This is a genomic window from Aestuariibaculum sp. M13 (assembly GCF_024723255.1).
GTDB classification, from domain to species: domain Bacteria; phylum Bacteroidota; class Bacteroidia; order Flavobacteriales; family Flavobacteriaceae; genus Aestuariibaculum; species Aestuariibaculum lutulentum.
In genome coordinates, this window is sequence record NZ_JANIAC010000003.1 from 542,701 (window position 1) to 560,251 (window position 17,551).

Below are 17,551 nucleotides of genomic sequence, written 5' to 3' on the forward strand. Positions count from 1 at the left end.
CAAATAATAATTAACCAAACTAAAAACTAAACTAAAAATGAAAAAAATTACTTATTTAATGACTATTTTAGCCCTAGCTTTAACCGCTACCTTAAATGCTCAAAATTATGGGCTTAAAACAACAGGAACAGCTGGTGACGGATTTTCTTCAAATGAAATAGGTGCGTTGTTATCTAACCAAACCGCATTTACCATTGAGTTTTGGTACGAAATAGAAACCTTTGCGCCTAATACTTGGATTTTTAAGGTAGAAGCATCAGGAAACAATCGCATTGGTTTATTAACACCTGGTGCCGATAACGGCGGTGTGTATGTTCGTATTGGAGATGGTACAAGCCATGGGCAGCAACCGTTTTGGAATACAGCTTTAATATCTGCAAACAGCTGGAATCACGTAGCTTTAACCTTCGATGCAGGAACGGTAAAGTTATACATTAACGGAATAGAAAGAAATGGAGGAGCTATTAGTGGATTATATCCTAGCAGTACTGGCGATTTAAGTGCAGAACAATTTCAAATTGGCTGGACTACAGAGGCTAATATTGATGAATTGAGAATTACAGCGGGTACGGCATTAAGTACTATCGACACGAAAAAATCAGAAACACCAATTGATTTTGATGCGTATTTCGATTTTGATGCTAACGAAAGGCCAACAGGCGCTGTATCATCAAATTCTGAAACCGCAAATATAGGATCGAATACAACAATTAAAGGGCAAATAAATAATTTTGGCACTACTTATCAAGTTTTAGATAATACTACCCTAAAGGCTAAAACGTTCAAGAGTAGTGGTACTTTAAAAGTATATCCAAATCCAGCAAATGATTATGTAAATATTCAGCTTCCAGATTATGTAAGCGGCGTTATTTCAATTTATAATATTACTGGTAAATTGGTTGCGCAAGAAAACGTTAGCCAAGTAAGAGAAGTGCAGTTAAGTACCCATAAGTTATCTAAGGGTATTTACATGTTGAGTTTTGAAAACCAAACCATAAAAAAAGTAAGTAAATTAATTGTTCAATAGTTAGTTTACCTTCTGGAGTAATATAGTAGAGCTCCTTCTTTAGGTTCTATATAGATTAATAGCATGAAGGCTGTGCAATTTTTTTTGGACAGCCTTTTTAAATGAAATAACACGTGATAAAATGAAGATGTATATAGTTAAAATTGGTTCGGTTTAAAAAGTGAAAAATTAATTGTATCAGTAAAGTATGAAAATAGTAAGCAAACACAAAAACATGAAATTAACTCATCAGACTCCTAAAGTATTGGCCATTGCAATTCTTTTTATAACAGGGGTATCCTGTTCGGTGGTAAGGAATAAACATCAGGAAGAGAATTATCAATTGGTTTTTGAAGATCATTTTAATGGAAGTACTTACAATCCTGCGTTCTGGAGTAGTTTTGAAAGTCAAAAGCATTCAGCACCATGGAACCATTATGTGGTAAATGATGAGCAGTTGGCAGAAGTTAAAAATGGTTATTTGCACATGCGTGCTCGCTGGAACTCCAAAACCAATCTTCCTGAAACGGGAGCCATTCTTACTAAAAACAAATTTAGTTTTAAATATGGAAAGATTGAGGTGCGAGCAAAGTTTTCCAGTGCAGGTCAAGGCGGTTGGCCAGCCATTTGGCTAATGCCTCAAAATGAAGTTTACCCTGGTTGGCCACATGGAGGTGAAATAGATATTATGGAGCGTTTAAACACCGATAGTTTTGTGCATCAAGTAGTGCATCAAACCAATGGGGAAACAAAACATGTGTCAACGGGAGCAACACCTTCTATTAAAACCGAAGATTATAATACGTATAGTGTTGTTAAGTTGCCTAACCGGATAGAGTTTTATGTAAACGATCAGCTCACTATGGTACACCATCCACATGATGAGTTTGAGGAGAAATGGCCTTTTGAAACCGATTATTATATCATTTTAAACCATGCCTGTGCAGATAAAGGAACCTCTGGAGTTAATTTCTGGCCAGGTAGTGTAACATCTACTAAAAATTTTCCATACGAAATGGCTGTGGATTATGTTAAGGTTTGGAAAATCAAAGAATAATTTAAGGTTGAAACCAAGCTAAATAATTAGGAAATTATTTAGTGAAAATGAAATACATGCAATCATTTTTGAGAATCTAATATAAAAAAAGAACTATGAAAAAAATCTGTCTTATCCTAACTGCTTTCATTAGTAGTATGCTTATACACGCACAACTCATTCCCGCCCCCGAGCAGATAACCTTCCAAAAAGGACAATTTGTTTTAGATCATACAGTAGGTAGTGCGGTTAGTGCTTCAAATGCGACCGAAATAGCTAAATTAGCTAATTATCTTATTGATAAGATTGAAAAGGAAACTGGTGTGCTTATTGCCTCCCAAAAGCAAAATAATAAAAACATACTACTTGAAATCTTAAACGAGCCTAAAAAAAACTTAGGAGACGAAGGTTACATACTAGACATTTCTTCTGAAGAAATACTAATTGCTGCCAATACTAAAAGCGGATTGTTTTATGGAGTACAGTCGTTATTGCAATTTGTGATAGCTCATAACAATCAAACTCCAATTAAGCTGCCAAATTTGAGCATTTCCGATAAGCCTAATGTGTCTTGGCGCGGTATGGTTTTAGATGTCAGTCGTCATTTTTATACCGTAGAAACGATAAAAGAAATTTTAGATCTTATGGCTTTTTACAAGTTAAATGTGTTCCACTGGCATTTGGCCGATAATGAGGGGTGGCGTTTAGAAATAATAAAATACCCTAAATTAACTTCGGTAGGCGCATGGCGCACCGAAATACCTGGCAGTATCTTTTATAAAAAAGATTCTACTTATACTAAAAAATTAGACGGAGTACCTTATAAATATGGTGGTTATTATACACAACGACAAGTAAAGGATATTGTAAAATATGCGCAGGAAAGAAATATAACTATTGTACCAGAGATTGATATTCCTGGGCATTCTGGAGCGGCTTTAACGGCTTATCCTGAATTTTCATGTGAAAAGCATCAGCAGCATTCCCCAAACTCAACATTGTGGAATGGTGTTGTTAATCCAGAAAATGTTAATTTAAACTACTGTGCAGGACAAGAATCTACCTTTCAATTTTTAGAAGATGTTTTCATTGAAGTTATGGCGCTGTTTCCTTCTAAATATATACATATTGGAGGAGATGAAGTTGATAAATCATACTGGAAAAAATGTGCTACCTGCCAAAAAAGAATGAAAGCCGAAGGTTTAAAAGATGAAGAAGAGCTGCAAAGTTACTTTATAAAACGCGTTGGTAAATTTTTAGAGCAACACGGCAGAAAATTCATAGGCTGGGATGAAATTCTCGAGGGCGGTCTAGCAGAGAACGCTACCGTAATGTCGTGGCGTGGTGAAAAAGGTGGTATAGAAGCCGCTAAAATGAAACGGGATGTGATTATGGCACCCAGCGATCCATTGTATTTTAACCGATACCAAGATAACCCTGATAATGAGCCTTTTGCAGCAGCCTTTTCTATAAATACCTTAGAAAAAGTGTATCAATACAGTTTAATACCTAGTGAGCTTTCGCAAGAAGAAGCGCAGTTTATAATAGGTGGGCAGTTTGCTGTTTGGACCGAGTTTATATCGTCTGTCGAACACCTTGAGTACATTTTGCTGCCACGTATGCCCGCATTTGCAGAAAATATGTGGTCTACATCAAAAAATAAAAACTTTGACAGTTTTATTCAGCGTTTAAATGATGTACACTACGATTATTGGAAAGTTTATGGAAAGCGCTTTCATCCAAAGTTTTATAAAAAATCTATTTATTAATATATTAAGCACAGCAGAATTATGATGAGAAAAAACATGATTACCGGGTATCTGTTATTTATTTTACTAGCTATCTTTGCTACTTTTTTAGCAACAGCCCAGCATCAGCCCGAGTTTTCTAAAGCAGGATTTTTTCCTGTAGAAAATACGGGAAGAGCCGTATCTTCAATGAATGTGGCGTGGCGCTTTCATAAAGGTGTGTTACAGGATGCAGAAGCGGTTAATTTTAACGATAGTAACTGGCCTGTAGTTAATTTGCCAGATGGTATCGAGTACTTGCCCGAGGAGGCGAGTGGAGGTGCTAATTACCAGGGTGAAGTATGGTACCGCAAACATTTTACACCCAATCAAGATTTAAAAGGTAAAAAACTGTTTTTGCATTTCGAGGCCATCATGGGAAAATCGAAAGTGTACGTTAACGGTAAATTGTTAAAAGAACATTTTGGAGGGTATTTACCTGTAATTGTAGATGTTACCGATCATTTAAATTGGAGTTCCAGTAACGTTATTGCGGTTTGGGCCGATAATAGTAATGACCCGTCCTACCCGCCAGGCAAAGACCAGGAGGTACTGGATTTTAGCTATTTTGGTGGTATTTACCGCGATTGTTGGTTAGTGTCTCACAATTCGGTTTTTATAACTAATCCCAATTACGAAGATGAAATTGCCAGTGGAGGGTTGTTTATAACCTTTAATGAGATTTCTCAAAAATCGGCAACTATTCAGGCTAAGCTTCACCTAAGAAATGAAACCCATAAAAATTTCAATGGAAAAATTCGTTACGAGTGGTTTAATAAAGCAGGGCAGCGGGTTTTAAAATCGGAAGTTAGCGTCGAATTAAAAAAGCAAACAGCACAGATATTTTCTAAAATTGATAAGCTTAAAAAACCAGAGCTGTGGTCGCCCGAGAGTCCCTATTTATATCAATTACATATTTCTGTTTTAAATGCAAAGGGACAAGTGGTTGATGGCTACCGAAAGCGAGTTGGTATAAGAAGTGTAGAGTTTAAGGCCGAAAAGGGATTTTGGCTAAATGGAAAACCTTACGGAAAACCTTTAATGGGTGCTAACCGCCATCAAGATTTTGCTGTTGTTGGTAATGCTGTGCCCAATAGTATACACTGGCGAGATGCTAAAAAGTTGAGGGATGTAGGTTTAAAGCTTATTAGAAATGCACACTATCCGCAAGACCCTGCTTTTATGGATGCTTGCGACGAATTAGGGTTGTTTGTTATTGTAAATACACCAGGTTGGCAGTTCTGGAATAACGAGCCTAGTTTCGAGCAGCTAGTGTATAGCGATATTAGAAATATGGTGCGCAGGGACCGTAACAGACCTAGCATTTGGTTATGGGAGCCTATATTGAATGAAACCTGGTATCCAGATGCTTTTGCTTTAAATACCAAACACATTGTAGAGGCCGAAATGAATGGTGGCTTATCTTATACTGCGAGTGATTTACAAGCTAAGGGTAGCCAACATTTTCCAGTACAGTTTACCTATCCGTTAGATTCTATGGAGCTGAACAAAAATTATTATACGAGAGAATGGGGCGATAATGTTGATGATTGGAATTCGCACAATTCGCCAAGCCGTGTGCATCGGGGGTGGGGTGAACAGTCCATGTTGGTACAGGCAATGCACTACTCAAAACCATCTTATTCTTATATTTGTTACAATTCATTGTATCAAACCTCACCACAGCATATGGGTGGTGCTTTATGGCACTCCTTCGATCATCAACGCGGTTACCATCCCGACCCATTTTATGGCGGCATAATGGATGCCTATCGCCAGCCTAAATATTCGTATTTTATGTTTAAGGCCCAACGAGATTCCCAAGAGTCTAATATTATTGCCGAAACGGGACCGATGGTTTATATTGCCAATGAAATGACTCCATTTAGTTCGAATGACGTGACTGTGTTTTCGAATTGTGATGAAGTGAAATTAACCGTTTTTAAAGATGGTGAAACGCATACCTATAAAAAGGGAAAATCAGAAAATGGCATGCCAGCACCACCAATTGTTTTTAAAGATGTTTATCATTTTATGGATATTAAGGCGATGCACCGAAAGAAAAAACAAAACGAGGTATTTTTATTAGCCGAAGGTTTTGTAAACGGAAAAGTAGTAGTTACCGATACGGTTAGACCAGCTTTAAGACCCGAACAAATTGTATTATGGGTAGATGATGAAGGTGTAGATTTAAAAGCTAATGGTTCGGATTTTGTGACCGTAATTGCTGCAGTAGCTGACAAACAGGGTAATATAAAGCATCTAAATAATAGCATGATTAGTTTTGAAGTTTTGGGAGAAGGCCAGTTACTAGGAAACGAACCTTTTATTGCTAACCCAAGACAGGTAAGTTGGGGTACAACACCAGTTTTAATAAAAAGTACTACTAAACCAGGTGTAATTAAGGTGAAAGCATCTATGTTTTTTGAAGGCGCTTTAAGGCCTATAACAGGAGAAATTACGCTTAATAGTGTGCCTACAAATGAGGATTTAATTTTTGATGAGAAAGAATTAAATGCTCAAATCAAAATTGAAGCTGGAGGAGCAACAGGAATTAATGATACCGCAAATAAGGCTTTAAAAGAAGAGCTTAAAAAGGTGAAGAAAGAACTTAACGATTTAAGGCTTAAAACCGTTGAAAAGCAACAAGCCGATTTTGGCGAAAAAATAGACGATAACTAAAGAGTTTTGTCTTATTTGGTTTTAAATAAAAAAGGGGTACCGTTTTAAAACGGTACCCCTTTTTTTAAGTTTATTGGTTTAAAATAGGGTCTAAAACCCTGCTTCATTGCAGCACTTTAGTAATTTGAAAATTTTATCAGGATATTTTAAATATTAGGGTAGAGTTTAAAAATTCTGATTTAGACTTATTCTAATTTTTAGAATAGATAATAAATAGAGGGACTTTAGTCCCTCGTGTTACAAACCTATGGATAGTGGTTTAGTTTTTAGTAAATTTTTTTAACTGTACAAATTTATTTTACTTAATGTTAATAGACAATTGCTTCAGTTTTGTTTCTAAAGTTTCCGTACTTGTATTGATAAGTCTAATATATTTTGCAGTTTGGTTAACCGACACTTTTACAAGGTCTTTATTGTCTAGTGGATGGGGTATGGTAGCCCATTCTTCTCCGTTGTTGGATATTTCCAGTTTTAAATTAGTATAAATCGTATCAGGCGTAAGCTTATAATGCATTTGGGTGATGCGTGTAGCTTCCTGTAACTCAAAACCTAAATAGGCTCCAGGCTCTAAACGAATAATTTCTAAAGGCGGATTTAAAACCAAAGTACGGTCGCGAAGGTTAACTTGTTGGTTTTCCAATTGGGCAATATTTGTAAATAGTGTATGCGGATTGTAATCTGCTTCAAGTTCTAATTGTTTTCCAAAGGCTTTATTGTAGTTTTGGGTTAACAGTTTAAAACTATTGTTTATTAGCGGAGTAACTATCAACGAAGCGGTTTTAATACCAGGTTGGTAAGGATTCTGGTTTTCACTGCGGTCTAAGGCATACATTTCAGTTTTTAGCGCTTTAACGGCTTGGTAGCTGCGTTCAAAAGCATTGGTGTTTTGGGTTTGTAATGCTTTGTACATATTCAGTGTTGCAAGTCCCGACTGTCCCAAAAGTTGGAATTGTTTTATCCATGGACGAATTTCATCTAAAAGCACAGGATTGTCTGAACTGTTAAGTAATATGTATGATGCTTCAACCATGGCTTGAAACTCGTTGTGTACGGTTTCAAAGTTTTTAATGTTTTGACCAGCTTCAAGGTCTTTTAAAAAGGCTTCTGCTATTGGAGTAAAACTTACCGATTCGTCGCGTCTATAACGGTGTCCATTTGGACCTAAATCGCTGTTGTGGCGTGCAAATATTTCCAAGGCTTTGTAGCTTTCGGGCATAACAACCTGCATCGCTTCCAACCATTTTTTTTCGGCTTGGTATTTAGACATGTTCCAGGTGTAATCGGCAACCCCGTAAATAGCAATTTTTGAGGCTTCGGCATGTTCCATGGGGTTAGAAACAAATCCCGATAAATTTTGAGTTACATCGGTTCCATTACCGTAAGTAGGACCCAAAAGCATGTGGTTTCTCACATAGTCAGATACTGGAAAATTCCACCAAATAAAAGCCTTACGCTGTATTTTGGCGTTAATCCATTCCATAGTTTCCTTATCAATATCGGCAACAACACGATTGCCTGTCCACATCACACGTATGGACGGGTCGAGGGCTTCTCCAAGTGTTTCTAGATACTTTCCTTTGGGGTTGGACCAACTTTTATTGTACTCTGTAGGACACATGATAAGTGGTTTAACATCTTTTTTTGTTTCAACAAACTCGGTATTTAAATAATTTAGAAGATCGGCTTGTTGTTTGGGGTTAGTGCCTTCACCCGAAATATCATCAAAAAATACAGCATAAGTCCGCACCCCTAATTTATACATCAATTCGAATTTATGGAGTAGGGCAACTCTATCAGTATCATTCCACTTAATGTCTTTCCCCGGATGGATAGCCCAAACGAAATCGACATGGTTAAGCGCAGCGCGTTCTATTAGTTTTTTTAATTGATTAGCTTCGGTTTCGGGATAGGGTTTGCGCCAATTGGGAGAGCTATGATATGGGTCGTCTTTAGGTCCATAAATATATGTGTTTAGCTTGTTTTGGCCATAAAAATCGATTTGACGTATACGGTGGTTAAAGCTCCACGGTGTCCCATAAAAACCTTCAACAGTTCCTCTTGCAGTGATATCTGGATAGTCGGTAATGTAGCCCAGAGGTGTTTTTGGGTTTTTTAAAACAGCAATTAAAGTCCTAACGCCATAGTAAGTACCCCGGGTATCGCGACCAATAACCGATATGTGTTTTTTAGATAAATCGATATGATAGCTCTCAGGCTTGTTTGGAACTTGATTTTTCAGTTTTCTTGAAAACTTGTCATCTATAGTTCCTATATGAATTGAGAAGCCCTTACTTGATGTATTGTCTTCGTTGAAAAAGGAAGCCAACAAATGCTCGGTAGATTTGTCGGCGTTTTTCTGAACGACATTAAATTGGATTGGTGTGGCTATATATTCGTTAAATACTAGTTCTTGTGGATTGGGATTCAGATTTAAATCCTGTGCAGCACTGAAATTAACCATGAAAAGTAACAATGCCAAAATAAAGATTGGTGTTGTCTTTAGAGGCCTTAATTTAAGGGTATTTAAGGATGATAATAATATCATTATTTTACTTTTTAAATATTTTAAGAGGATTTTATTCGTAGTCTTTGAAGTAATTAATACCTAAGTCATCCCAATATTTTTGCAATTTTTTAAGGGCTGTTAAAAAGCTACTGTAATCTTTGTTTTCAGATGTAGTCCACCCAACTTCGGCGTAAGCTGCAATTCTTGGGAATGTTTGGCGCTCTACATCGGGGTTGGTTGGCGTCCATTCGCTCCACATTTGGCAGCCAAGACCGTAAATATTTTTATGGTATTGGGGATCTAAACCATCTGGAATAGGATTAAAACTATATGCTTTTTTCAAGGGTATATTTTTGTAGTTATAATCTAAATACGTGCTGCTGTGCAGAGAGTTAACAATACCATAGCCTTTTTGAGCTGCATCGGTTAATAAATCGATGTCACCTTTCCAGAAATGAACAATAACATTTTTAGCGAGTTCGGTTTCGGCTTCTTTATCGTTTTTCTTTTCGCCAAAATCCTTATGGATATTTTTACCCATAATTTCGTTCCAACCCATCATGCGACGTCCTTTAGATTCAATAAATTTTGATATCTTATTGGTGAAATCTACTTGTAAATCGGCTGGGGTTTTAATGTTGTGTGCTTTCATGTATTTTTGAACCGATTCTGATTTTTCCCAAACCTCATAGCCAACTTCGTCGCCACCAATGTGTATAACTTCCGAAGGGAAAAGCTCGAATAATTCTTTTAAAACATCTTTTATAAAGGTAATAACCTCTGGTTTAGTGACATCGTAGTTGTCGTATAAACGCCCAAATTTAACAGGAACGTCAATATCTACACCTGCAGTGCCCAACCAGGTGTAAGCAGCAATAGCAGCGCTGGAATGCCCAGGCATTTCAAATTCGGGAACAATATTTATGTGTCTCTCGGTAGCATAAGCAACGATGTCTTTAATTTGTTCTTGAGTATAAAAACCGCCATGGGGTTCGCCCGATGTTTTTCCGCTTTTCCAAGTACCTATTTCGCTGTCTTTTCTAAAGGCTCCCACTTCGGTTAATAGAGGGTATTTTTTTATTTCAACACGCCATCCAGCGTCATCTATTAAGTGCCAGTGGAGGGTGTTCATTTTCAATAAAGCCATTTGGTCTAGCATTTGTTTTACAAACGCTTCACCGTGAAAATATCTAGATTCGTCTAGCATGTAGGCGCGCCACTTAAAGCGAGGCTGATCTGTAATGCTAACCGTTGGCACCAGATATTTTGAGGCTTTTATAACTTGTGTTGGAAAAAGCTGCTTTAAAGATTGTACAGCGTAAAAATATCCAGAAGCATCGTTGGCATATACGGTAATACGTTTTGGACTTACTTCAAGTTGATAGGCTTCGTTACCTAAGTTTTCTTTTTGTTGAAAAACAATTTGTGCCTTTTTTTTAGTAGTTAATTTTAGGTTTAATCCTAAGGTGTTTTGGGCAAAATTTTGAAGGTGCTGAGCTGCTTTTTTCTGACTTTCGGTTTGGGCTTTAATAGTAAACCCATCTTTAATGGTAAATTGCTTATTACCAAGGACTACAGATTCAGGTTTTGGGATGATATTAACATCTGAAACCTTCGAATGGTTAAGGGTTTGAGCGTGTAATGTTATTGAGATTAGGCCAATAACAGCATAAAGGATAAGTTTCATTTTAAAAGTAATTTAAATAGTTTTTATAGATTTAGTTAATAATTGTTTTTTTGCGCTCTGTAATGAGCGATAAGTATTTATTTTTCGGCCAATATATTCAGTATTGTTTTGGCGTTGTCTAGTATCTTTGGCAAATCTTCTGGCTTTTTTGTGGTATTGAAACGAGCGACCATTTGATTTAAATAGTCGAGGTCGTCTAACCGATTCGATTTTAAAAGCGTCTCTTTTAGAATCCTGATTTTTTCAGCATCTTGAATACCTTCACGAAGAGTTTCAAAACGTATAGAGCTCCAGTTGTTTGGGTAAACAATATAAGTGTCTCCTGCAGGCCAAGCTCTAAATCTGGAATCTATCAAAGGGGTTTCTACCCAGCTGTTATAGGCCCATCGTAAAAAGCCATCAAAGTTTGCAGCCATAGTGTACCAGCCAATAAAAACGGCTTCGTCGGGTGATGAAAATGTAAACGTATTGGGGAAGGCATCAGAGCAGCAAACGTAATGGGTGCTAAAATAATCCATAGCTTTGCGTTGCTTCAAATCTTCATCATCTACAGGGTGACCGAAGGCAACTGACATGTCCTTCAAATCATCGGGATACAATTTATAACTTTTATGGTTATCTGCAAACGAAACCCCTAGGTTAGGAGCGTGCTCGTTAAGTATTTTAAGCATTGCTTTCATTTCTTTAGGAGCGCGTTCATCCATAGCTATTTGGGTAATGTGTTCCCAACCTTTTTCTTCTAAGTGTAATTTGAATTGTTTTAAAAAGGGTACCCATAAATCTCGGTAGGCTTTACTGTCAGGATCAGCCGTAATTTTAATTTCTTGGTTCGAGGCTTCATCAAAATAAAAGTATTCGTTACCCCAAGGCACCATAGAATAGCAATTGATTTGCTGACGGATACCTAGATCCATCATCATCTGTACCCATTTGTCGAAAATCGAAAAATTGTAAGTCCAAGTACCATCGATTTTTTTATGCCATTCAACCATGGAATCGAACGCATCAAAAGTTTGTCCGCCCCAAGGTCTTTTGTTTAACGATACTGTAATGACTTTTTGTCCAGCATTTGCTAAGCGCTCCATAATAGGTTTTAGTAATTTCCAATGTGCTTCAGACCAGGGCTTTACTTCATGGTATCGTGCCACAGCATAAGGGTTCTGCCATAGATCTAAATGGAATTTCCAATTGGTAGCATAGGGTAAGGTTTTGTCAACTATTTTCAAATTTAAGTTGAATGTTTTGCTTTTTTGTCTTTCTATATTCAATGAAACAACGCTTTTGTAAAGGCCAGGTTTAGCATCCTGCGGTACATTTATAGTAATCCATACTGGTCGGGTTTCATGGGCTTTTATCGCAAAGGAATTTATGGGTTCTAAAACATCGGCAGCCAATGATGCATCAAAATCTTCAGGTTTTCTGTAACCACATCCGCTAGCAAATTCATCGGTGATAACATATTTTACAAAGTTTATATTAGCGATGTTTGCAGGTAATACCTCGTTGTTGTCCGATTTAAAATCTGAAATTTCAGTTTTCACTTTGGTTAAAGTATCTTGACTCCATAAAGCCAACTGTAAAGAAAGCCGTTCGCCTTTCCAGGCCACACCGTCCCAAACATCTTGCTGTTCAAGGTTTGGTTTTTCATTTCTTACAAACCTAATATATTTTGAAGCTACTGAGGCTTGAAGTCCTTCGGGTACATTTTTCCAAGTAGAAATCAAGGTAGTATCTGGATCTTTTGGTTCTGGGTAAGCGTTGGCTACTATAATTTTGTTTTCCTTTTGACATGCCAGAATAAAAATCATGGCAAAAACAAAAAGAGTCTTTACGGATAATTTCATGTTCTTTTAAGTTTTTGAGTGTCTTTATTCAGCAATTACATTTCCTTTTAAAATGTTTTTTTCACCGTTGGGTGATTGATACCATACGGTTAATTGTCCGCCTCCAGTAGCTTCATGGAATTTTATGGTTAACGGATGCCAGCCTTGTTTTAAGGCCACCATACCGTTTTTTTCTATAGCCGAGTGATTTCCACCGTTATTTACAACTAAATTGTTACCAATATACAACAAACTGCCATCATCAGATTTTGTAGAGAATTCGAATAAACCATCTGTGTTGGCGTAAAAATAGCCGTTAAACACCAGCGATACTTGCGATTTGCCATTAAAGCCTTTAAACTGAATATCGTTTACCGATTCAAAAGTGGCATTTTCGGGCAGTTCAACATCGTCAACCACTGTAAATTGATTTACCGCAGCCCAACGTTTTAAAGAACCCATTTTAGGTTCAATAGCGAGGGATTCTAAATAGGTTTGTTTTTCTATTTCGGCTGATTTAATGTCACTAGCCAATTTACCACGAAAGGCGATGGTTTTTAAAGTAGTAGATTCTGAAATTTGAAAAGGCCCTGTATATTTCTTTGAAGACTTTGTTGGCGTATCGCCGTTGGTGGTATAATAAATATCCATGTTTTCTAGTGGTGCTTCCAAAGTAATCGTGGTGTTATCTAAAAACGCCACTTTGTCTTTAAGTCCTTTAACTGATGGAATGTGGTAGTGGATATTCAAAGTATCGAGCCTATTGTATTGAAGGTTCATCCTATTTTCAAAATCGTTGAAATTTTTATGCTCTTTTGGAGTCCATGCCGTTTCGGCCATCGCTAACAAACGGGGGAATGCTTGGTATTGGAGACGTTTAAAATTTGGTATCATTTCAGACCACAGGTTGGCTTGAATACCTAAAATATACTGCGTCTGTTCTTTTGAAAAATCTTCCGGAATGGGCTCGTAGTTATATACTTTTTTGAATGGTGTTACCTCATGTTGCGCATCAAAATAGTACTCAAAACACGGGGTGATAATCATGTCATTGCCTTGTTCTGCAGCAATTTCAATCATTTTTGGTGCCCAATTGCGCCACCACATCATGGTTGCACTGTTCGATAATCCTCCTTCAACAATCTCGTCCCAGCCAATTAGTTTTTTTCCTTTTGAATTCAGGAAGGCTTCAATTTCTCTATTGAAATACGATTGCAGTTCGTGTTCGTTTTCCAGTTGTTTGTCCTTAATGGTTTTTTTGCATAACGGGCATTCTTTCCAAGACTGGATGTTTACCTCATCTCCACCAATATGAATATAGTCTGAAGGGAACAGATCTACAATCTCTGAAAGGATGTTCTTTGTAAATTCATATGTGCTTTCTTTGCCCAAGCAGGCAGGAGTAGAAAAGTCTTTGCCCCATCCCGCCTCGTTAGTACACGATAAATAGAGGTAGTTGTCAATAGCCGCTTTAGAGTGGCCAGGCATGTCTATTTCCGGAATCACTTCAATTTGTCTATCGGCCGCGTAAGCAATAATTTCCTTGATTTGGTCTTGGGTAAAAAAACCACCGTACATACGTTTTTCTTCTATGTCGTGATAATGGTTTGGATTTATGGTAAACGACGGATCGGCTTTTGCTTTTTCTTTACACGCTTTATCGTGCGAACTTTCAATACGCCAAGCTCCCTTATTGGTGAGTAATGGATATTTTTTAATTTCAATGCGCCATCCTTGGTCGTCTGTAAGGTGCATGTGGTAGGTATTTAATTTGTACAGAGCCATATAGTCCAAAAAGGTTTTTACCTCGTCGATACCAAAAAAATGCCTGCTGAAATCCATGTGCATGCCACGCCACGAAAACCGTGGCTCGTCTGTTATGGAAATGCCGGGTACCAACCAAGTTTGGGAGATGCTGTTAGCTACCTCAATGGCTGGAGGTAGGAGCTGCCTTAAAGTTTGAACGCCGTAAAAATACCCCGCAGCATCACTGGCTTTAATTTCTATTTTTTCTGATGAGACTACAAGCTGATAGCCTTCTGGCTTTATGGAGACATCTTCGGAAAACACCACATTGGCTTTTTCTGTCGAGTTTTCCATTTTTAAAGGAAATCTGGCAGCTTTATTGAATAAATCGGATAAGTAAGTGGCGGCTGGCTTTTGTAAGTTGTTATCTGTATAAATGGAAGTACTGCTGGAAAATAAAAAGGAACCATGTTTAAGTGTCATACTAACTGGTTTTGGAACTAATGAAATTTCATTTTCTGAAAAAGATTTAGGTTTCAATTCACAACTAGAAAATAAGAGACTAATGAGTAGTAATGGCACGAAATAAGGCATGGTAATAGATTAAGGTTTAAATTAAGACTGATGTGGAATATTAATTTTATAGAAAAACATGTTTTGTTTTATTGTAAAAAACGTACTGTTCTACATGGGGATTGTATTTAAGATTAGTTTAAGAGTTGGATCTCAAAAATAAATTTCATATTTATCACGTGTTAAATTATTTAATTGTATAAGTAACCTAAGAATTTACTCGCATTTTTTGGAAATATTCATAAACTTTTATTCTAGAAACAATTTTTAATTAATATTAGAAAATACTATTTTTAAATTAGTAGAGATGATTTAAAGTTTGAATATGGTCGTCAAACAAATTAGTCCGTATTATTTCTGTTAGTATTAAATTAAAAATGATATAAAATTGTTTATTAGATTTAGTGTTGAGTCAAACCAATTTTTTTTAAATTAAAATATTTGTATTGGAAAAGATGATGTTTTTGCATGTTTTTTTACTGATTTTATATTCAATGAATTATACAAATGTATTGTTTTTTATGTAATACATAATGCTGATTATTTAACTTTTATTATTTCATTTATAAAATTTTTGGCATGATAAACTAATAGTCATTATATAAGTAAGGGGAGAGAGAGAAAGTGTTGTTAGCTTTACGTGATTGTAGTTTTTTTTTTAAAAGACCTTTTTTTAAGTCAATAAGCTAAACATTGTTAAAAAATGAATACTCTAATATGCTGTTTAATAAAGTATTTGAATATAAGGTAAGTTTAAGAAAAATTTTATTAAAAAAATACGTTTTATTAAAACTGTATAAAGTAATGTTATTCCAGTATAGTTAAGAATAGAAAGAGTTCATTTTTGAATTCTTTTCTTATTTTATTGAATGCAATACGAATTTGTGACTCCACAGTCTTTGTTGAAATTTCTAGTTTTTCAGCAATATCTTTATATTTCATACCATCCATTTTAAGTATTAAAACTTCTTGACACCTGTCTGGTAATTGAGAAATTATAAATAGAAGACGCTCATTTTTATTAGCCAATTCTTCCTCGGTAGGAACATTTGCTTCTATTAGAGCATCATATTTTAATGTTTCTAGAATAGAAGCTTCTTTTTTATTTTTCCGCAAATCCATTAAAAATTCTCGATAAGCCATTTTTCGTAGATAGTTTTTTACAGATGAATTAATTTCAATAGAACTTCGTTTATTCCAAAAATTTATAAAAACTATCTGAATCAAATTTTCAGCTGCCTGCTTGTTGTTAGTAAAATTCACTAAATATAGACATAGGGTCTCATAATAGTTGTCAAACAGTTGCTTGAAAGCTAGTTTGTTGCCTGTTTTTATTTGTGCTATTAGTTTATTTTCATCCATTATGGAGTCTATCGAATTTTGTTTTACGATTGACAATATTAAAAAAAAATAAAAAATTTTTAAGGGCAAATAATTTTTTATGCATCTATATATTGAATGGAATAGATAAATCTTCAATTTTTTTAGAAGAAAACTGCTTTTTGTAAAAAATAAATTAGATATAGATAAGAATAATAAATGGAACAAATTGTTTTTAAATATTTAAATGATTCGAATACCGAAGAAGAACGTCGTCTTTTATTGGATTGGCTTGAGAAGCCTAAAAATCAAGAAAAGTTTAAAGAATATGTGCTTATAAATAATGATTTAAATAGTATTTCATTTCATGTTAATAGTATAGAGGCCTTTCAGCAAGTTAAAAGAAACATAAAAGTAAATTCATATGTTTTACCTAGGCGATTTAAGACCGTTTTAAAATATGCGGCTGTTATAATTGGTGTTTTAATGGGAAGCTATATCTTTTTCTATAATAACAATACTAATAAAATAGAAAATACCAGTAATCAAATAGTTCTTCAGTTGGAAGATGGCAGCATAAAAGTGGTCGAGTCTGAGCATAGTGGTGCCATTTTAGATGCAAACGGTAAAAAGGTGTCCGATCAAAAAAATAGTCAGTTAATTTACACCCCAAAAAGAGAAGAAGAGGAAAAACTAACTTATAATACCTTAAAAGTGCCGTTAGGAAAAACCTTTGGTATAGTATTATCAGATGGAACAAAGGTAACGTTAAATGCAGGCTCGGAGTTAAGATACCCAATTAACTTTATAAAAAAGCAGGAAAATCGTACGGTTTATCTTAATGGAGAAGCTTTTTTCGATGTTACAACGAATACCCAACAACCTTTTATCGTCAATACCCAAGATATGGATGTCGAGGTTTTAGGTACAAAATTTAATGTAACTTCTTATAGGCACGACAATAAAACTTATGCAGTTTTGGTAGAAGGTAAAGTGGCCGCGCATAACAAAATAATAAATCAAGGAGTTATAGAGCTTTTGCCTAATCAACGTGTGTTTTTTAAGGGAAGTCAATTAAAAACAGAACAGGTGAATGTGGATAAGTATATAGATTGGAAAGAGGGTAAGTTAGTATTTATAGACGATCCTTTTAAAATTATAAAAAATAAGATTGAAAGAAAATACGGAATAAAGTTGAACAATACTTATTCAGATCTTAATGATATTATGATAACTGCAACTTTTGAAAACGAAAGTATTGATCAGGTCTTAAAAACATTTCAAACTTACAAAACATTTAATTATACCAATAAAAATGGTATAGTAACCATTACCAAACCAGATTAATTTTATGAAAGAAAAGGAAGGTGCGCCAACACCTTCCA

10 protein-coding genes are annotated in these 17,551 nt (G+C 35.7%); 5 read left to right on the forward strand and 5 right to left on the reverse strand.

Annotation, left to right across the window (positions count from 1 at the left end; all coding sequences use genetic code 11):
* The first annotated feature begins 37 nt into the window (after positions 1 to 37).
* From NO995_RS13620 to NO995_RS13635, 4 genes are all read left to right on the forward strand, one after another.
* Positions 38 to 1,027, forward strand: coding sequence for a T9SS type A sorting domain-containing protein (locus tag NO995_RS13620; protein WP_258227988.1), 990 nt, complete (start codon positions 38 to 40; stop codon positions 1,025 to 1,027).
* A 214-nt stretch (positions 1,028 to 1,241) separates the two neighbouring features.
* Entirely contained in the window at positions 1,242 to 2,063 is an 822-nt protein-coding gene (locus NO995_RS13625) for a glycoside hydrolase family 16 protein (protein ID WP_258227989.1), read from the forward strand.
* 95 nt (positions 2,064 to 2,158) lie between these two features.
* Entirely contained in the window at positions 2,159 to 3,811 is a 1,653-nt protein-coding gene (locus NO995_RS13630; RefSeq protein ID WP_258227990.1) for a beta-N-acetylhexosaminidase, read from the forward strand.
* Between the two features lie 21 nt (positions 3,812 to 3,832).
* Positions 3,833 to 6,511: a glycoside hydrolase family 2 TIM barrel-domain containing protein gene (locus tag NO995_RS13635; protein WP_258227991.1), complete on the forward strand. Its 2,679-nt coding sequence runs from the start codon at positions 3,833 to 3,835 to the stop codon at positions 6,509 to 6,511.
* A gap of 298 nt (positions 6,512 to 6,809) precedes the next feature.
* Here NO995_RS13635 and NO995_RS13640 read toward each other — a convergent pair whose 3' ends face one another.
* From NO995_RS13640 to NO995_RS13660, 5 genes are all read right to left on the reverse strand, one after another.
* Positions 6,810 to 9,056, reverse strand: coding sequence for a beta-N-acetylglucosaminidase (locus tag NO995_RS13640; RefSeq protein WP_258227992.1), 2,247 nt, complete (start codon positions 9,054 to 9,056; stop codon positions 6,810 to 6,812).
* A gap of 31 nt (positions 9,057 to 9,087) precedes the next feature.
* Positions 9,088 to 10,704 carry a beta-N-acetylhexosaminidase gene (locus NO995_RS13645; RefSeq protein ID WP_258227993.1) on the reverse strand — a complete coding sequence of 539 codons (1,617 nt, stop codon included), beginning with the start codon at positions 10,702 to 10,704 and terminating at the stop codon, positions 9,088 to 9,090.
* A gap of 77 nt (positions 10,705 to 10,781) precedes the next feature.
* Positions 10,782 to 12,548, reverse strand: a complete 1,767-nt coding sequence (locus NO995_RS13650; protein WP_258227994.1) for a DUF4091 domain-containing protein — start codon at positions 12,546 to 12,548, stop codon at positions 10,782 to 10,784.
* A gap of 24 nt (positions 12,549 to 12,572) precedes the next feature.
* The gene (locus tag NO995_RS13655) at positions 12,573 to 14,867 is read right to left on the reverse strand and encodes a family 20 glycosylhydrolase (RefSeq protein ID WP_258227995.1); all 2,295 of its coding nucleotides are present in this window, start codon (positions 14,865 to 14,867) and stop codon (positions 12,573 to 12,575) included.
* A gap of 786 nt (positions 14,868 to 15,653) precedes the next feature.
* The gene (locus NO995_RS13660) at positions 15,654 to 16,208 is read right to left on the reverse strand and encodes an RNA polymerase sigma factor (protein ID WP_258227996.1); all 555 of its coding nucleotides are present in this window, start codon (positions 16,206 to 16,208) and stop codon (positions 15,654 to 15,656) included.
* 177 nt (positions 16,209 to 16,385) lie between these two features.
* Between NO995_RS13660 and NO995_RS13665 the strand changes: the two genes are divergently transcribed.
* Positions 16,386 to 17,513 (forward strand): FecR family protein, encoded by a 1,128-nt coding sequence (locus tag NO995_RS13665; protein WP_258227997.1) that lies wholly within the window; start codon positions 16,386 to 16,388, stop codon positions 17,511 to 17,513.
* The last annotated feature ends 38 nt before the right edge of the window (positions 17,514 to 17,551 follow it).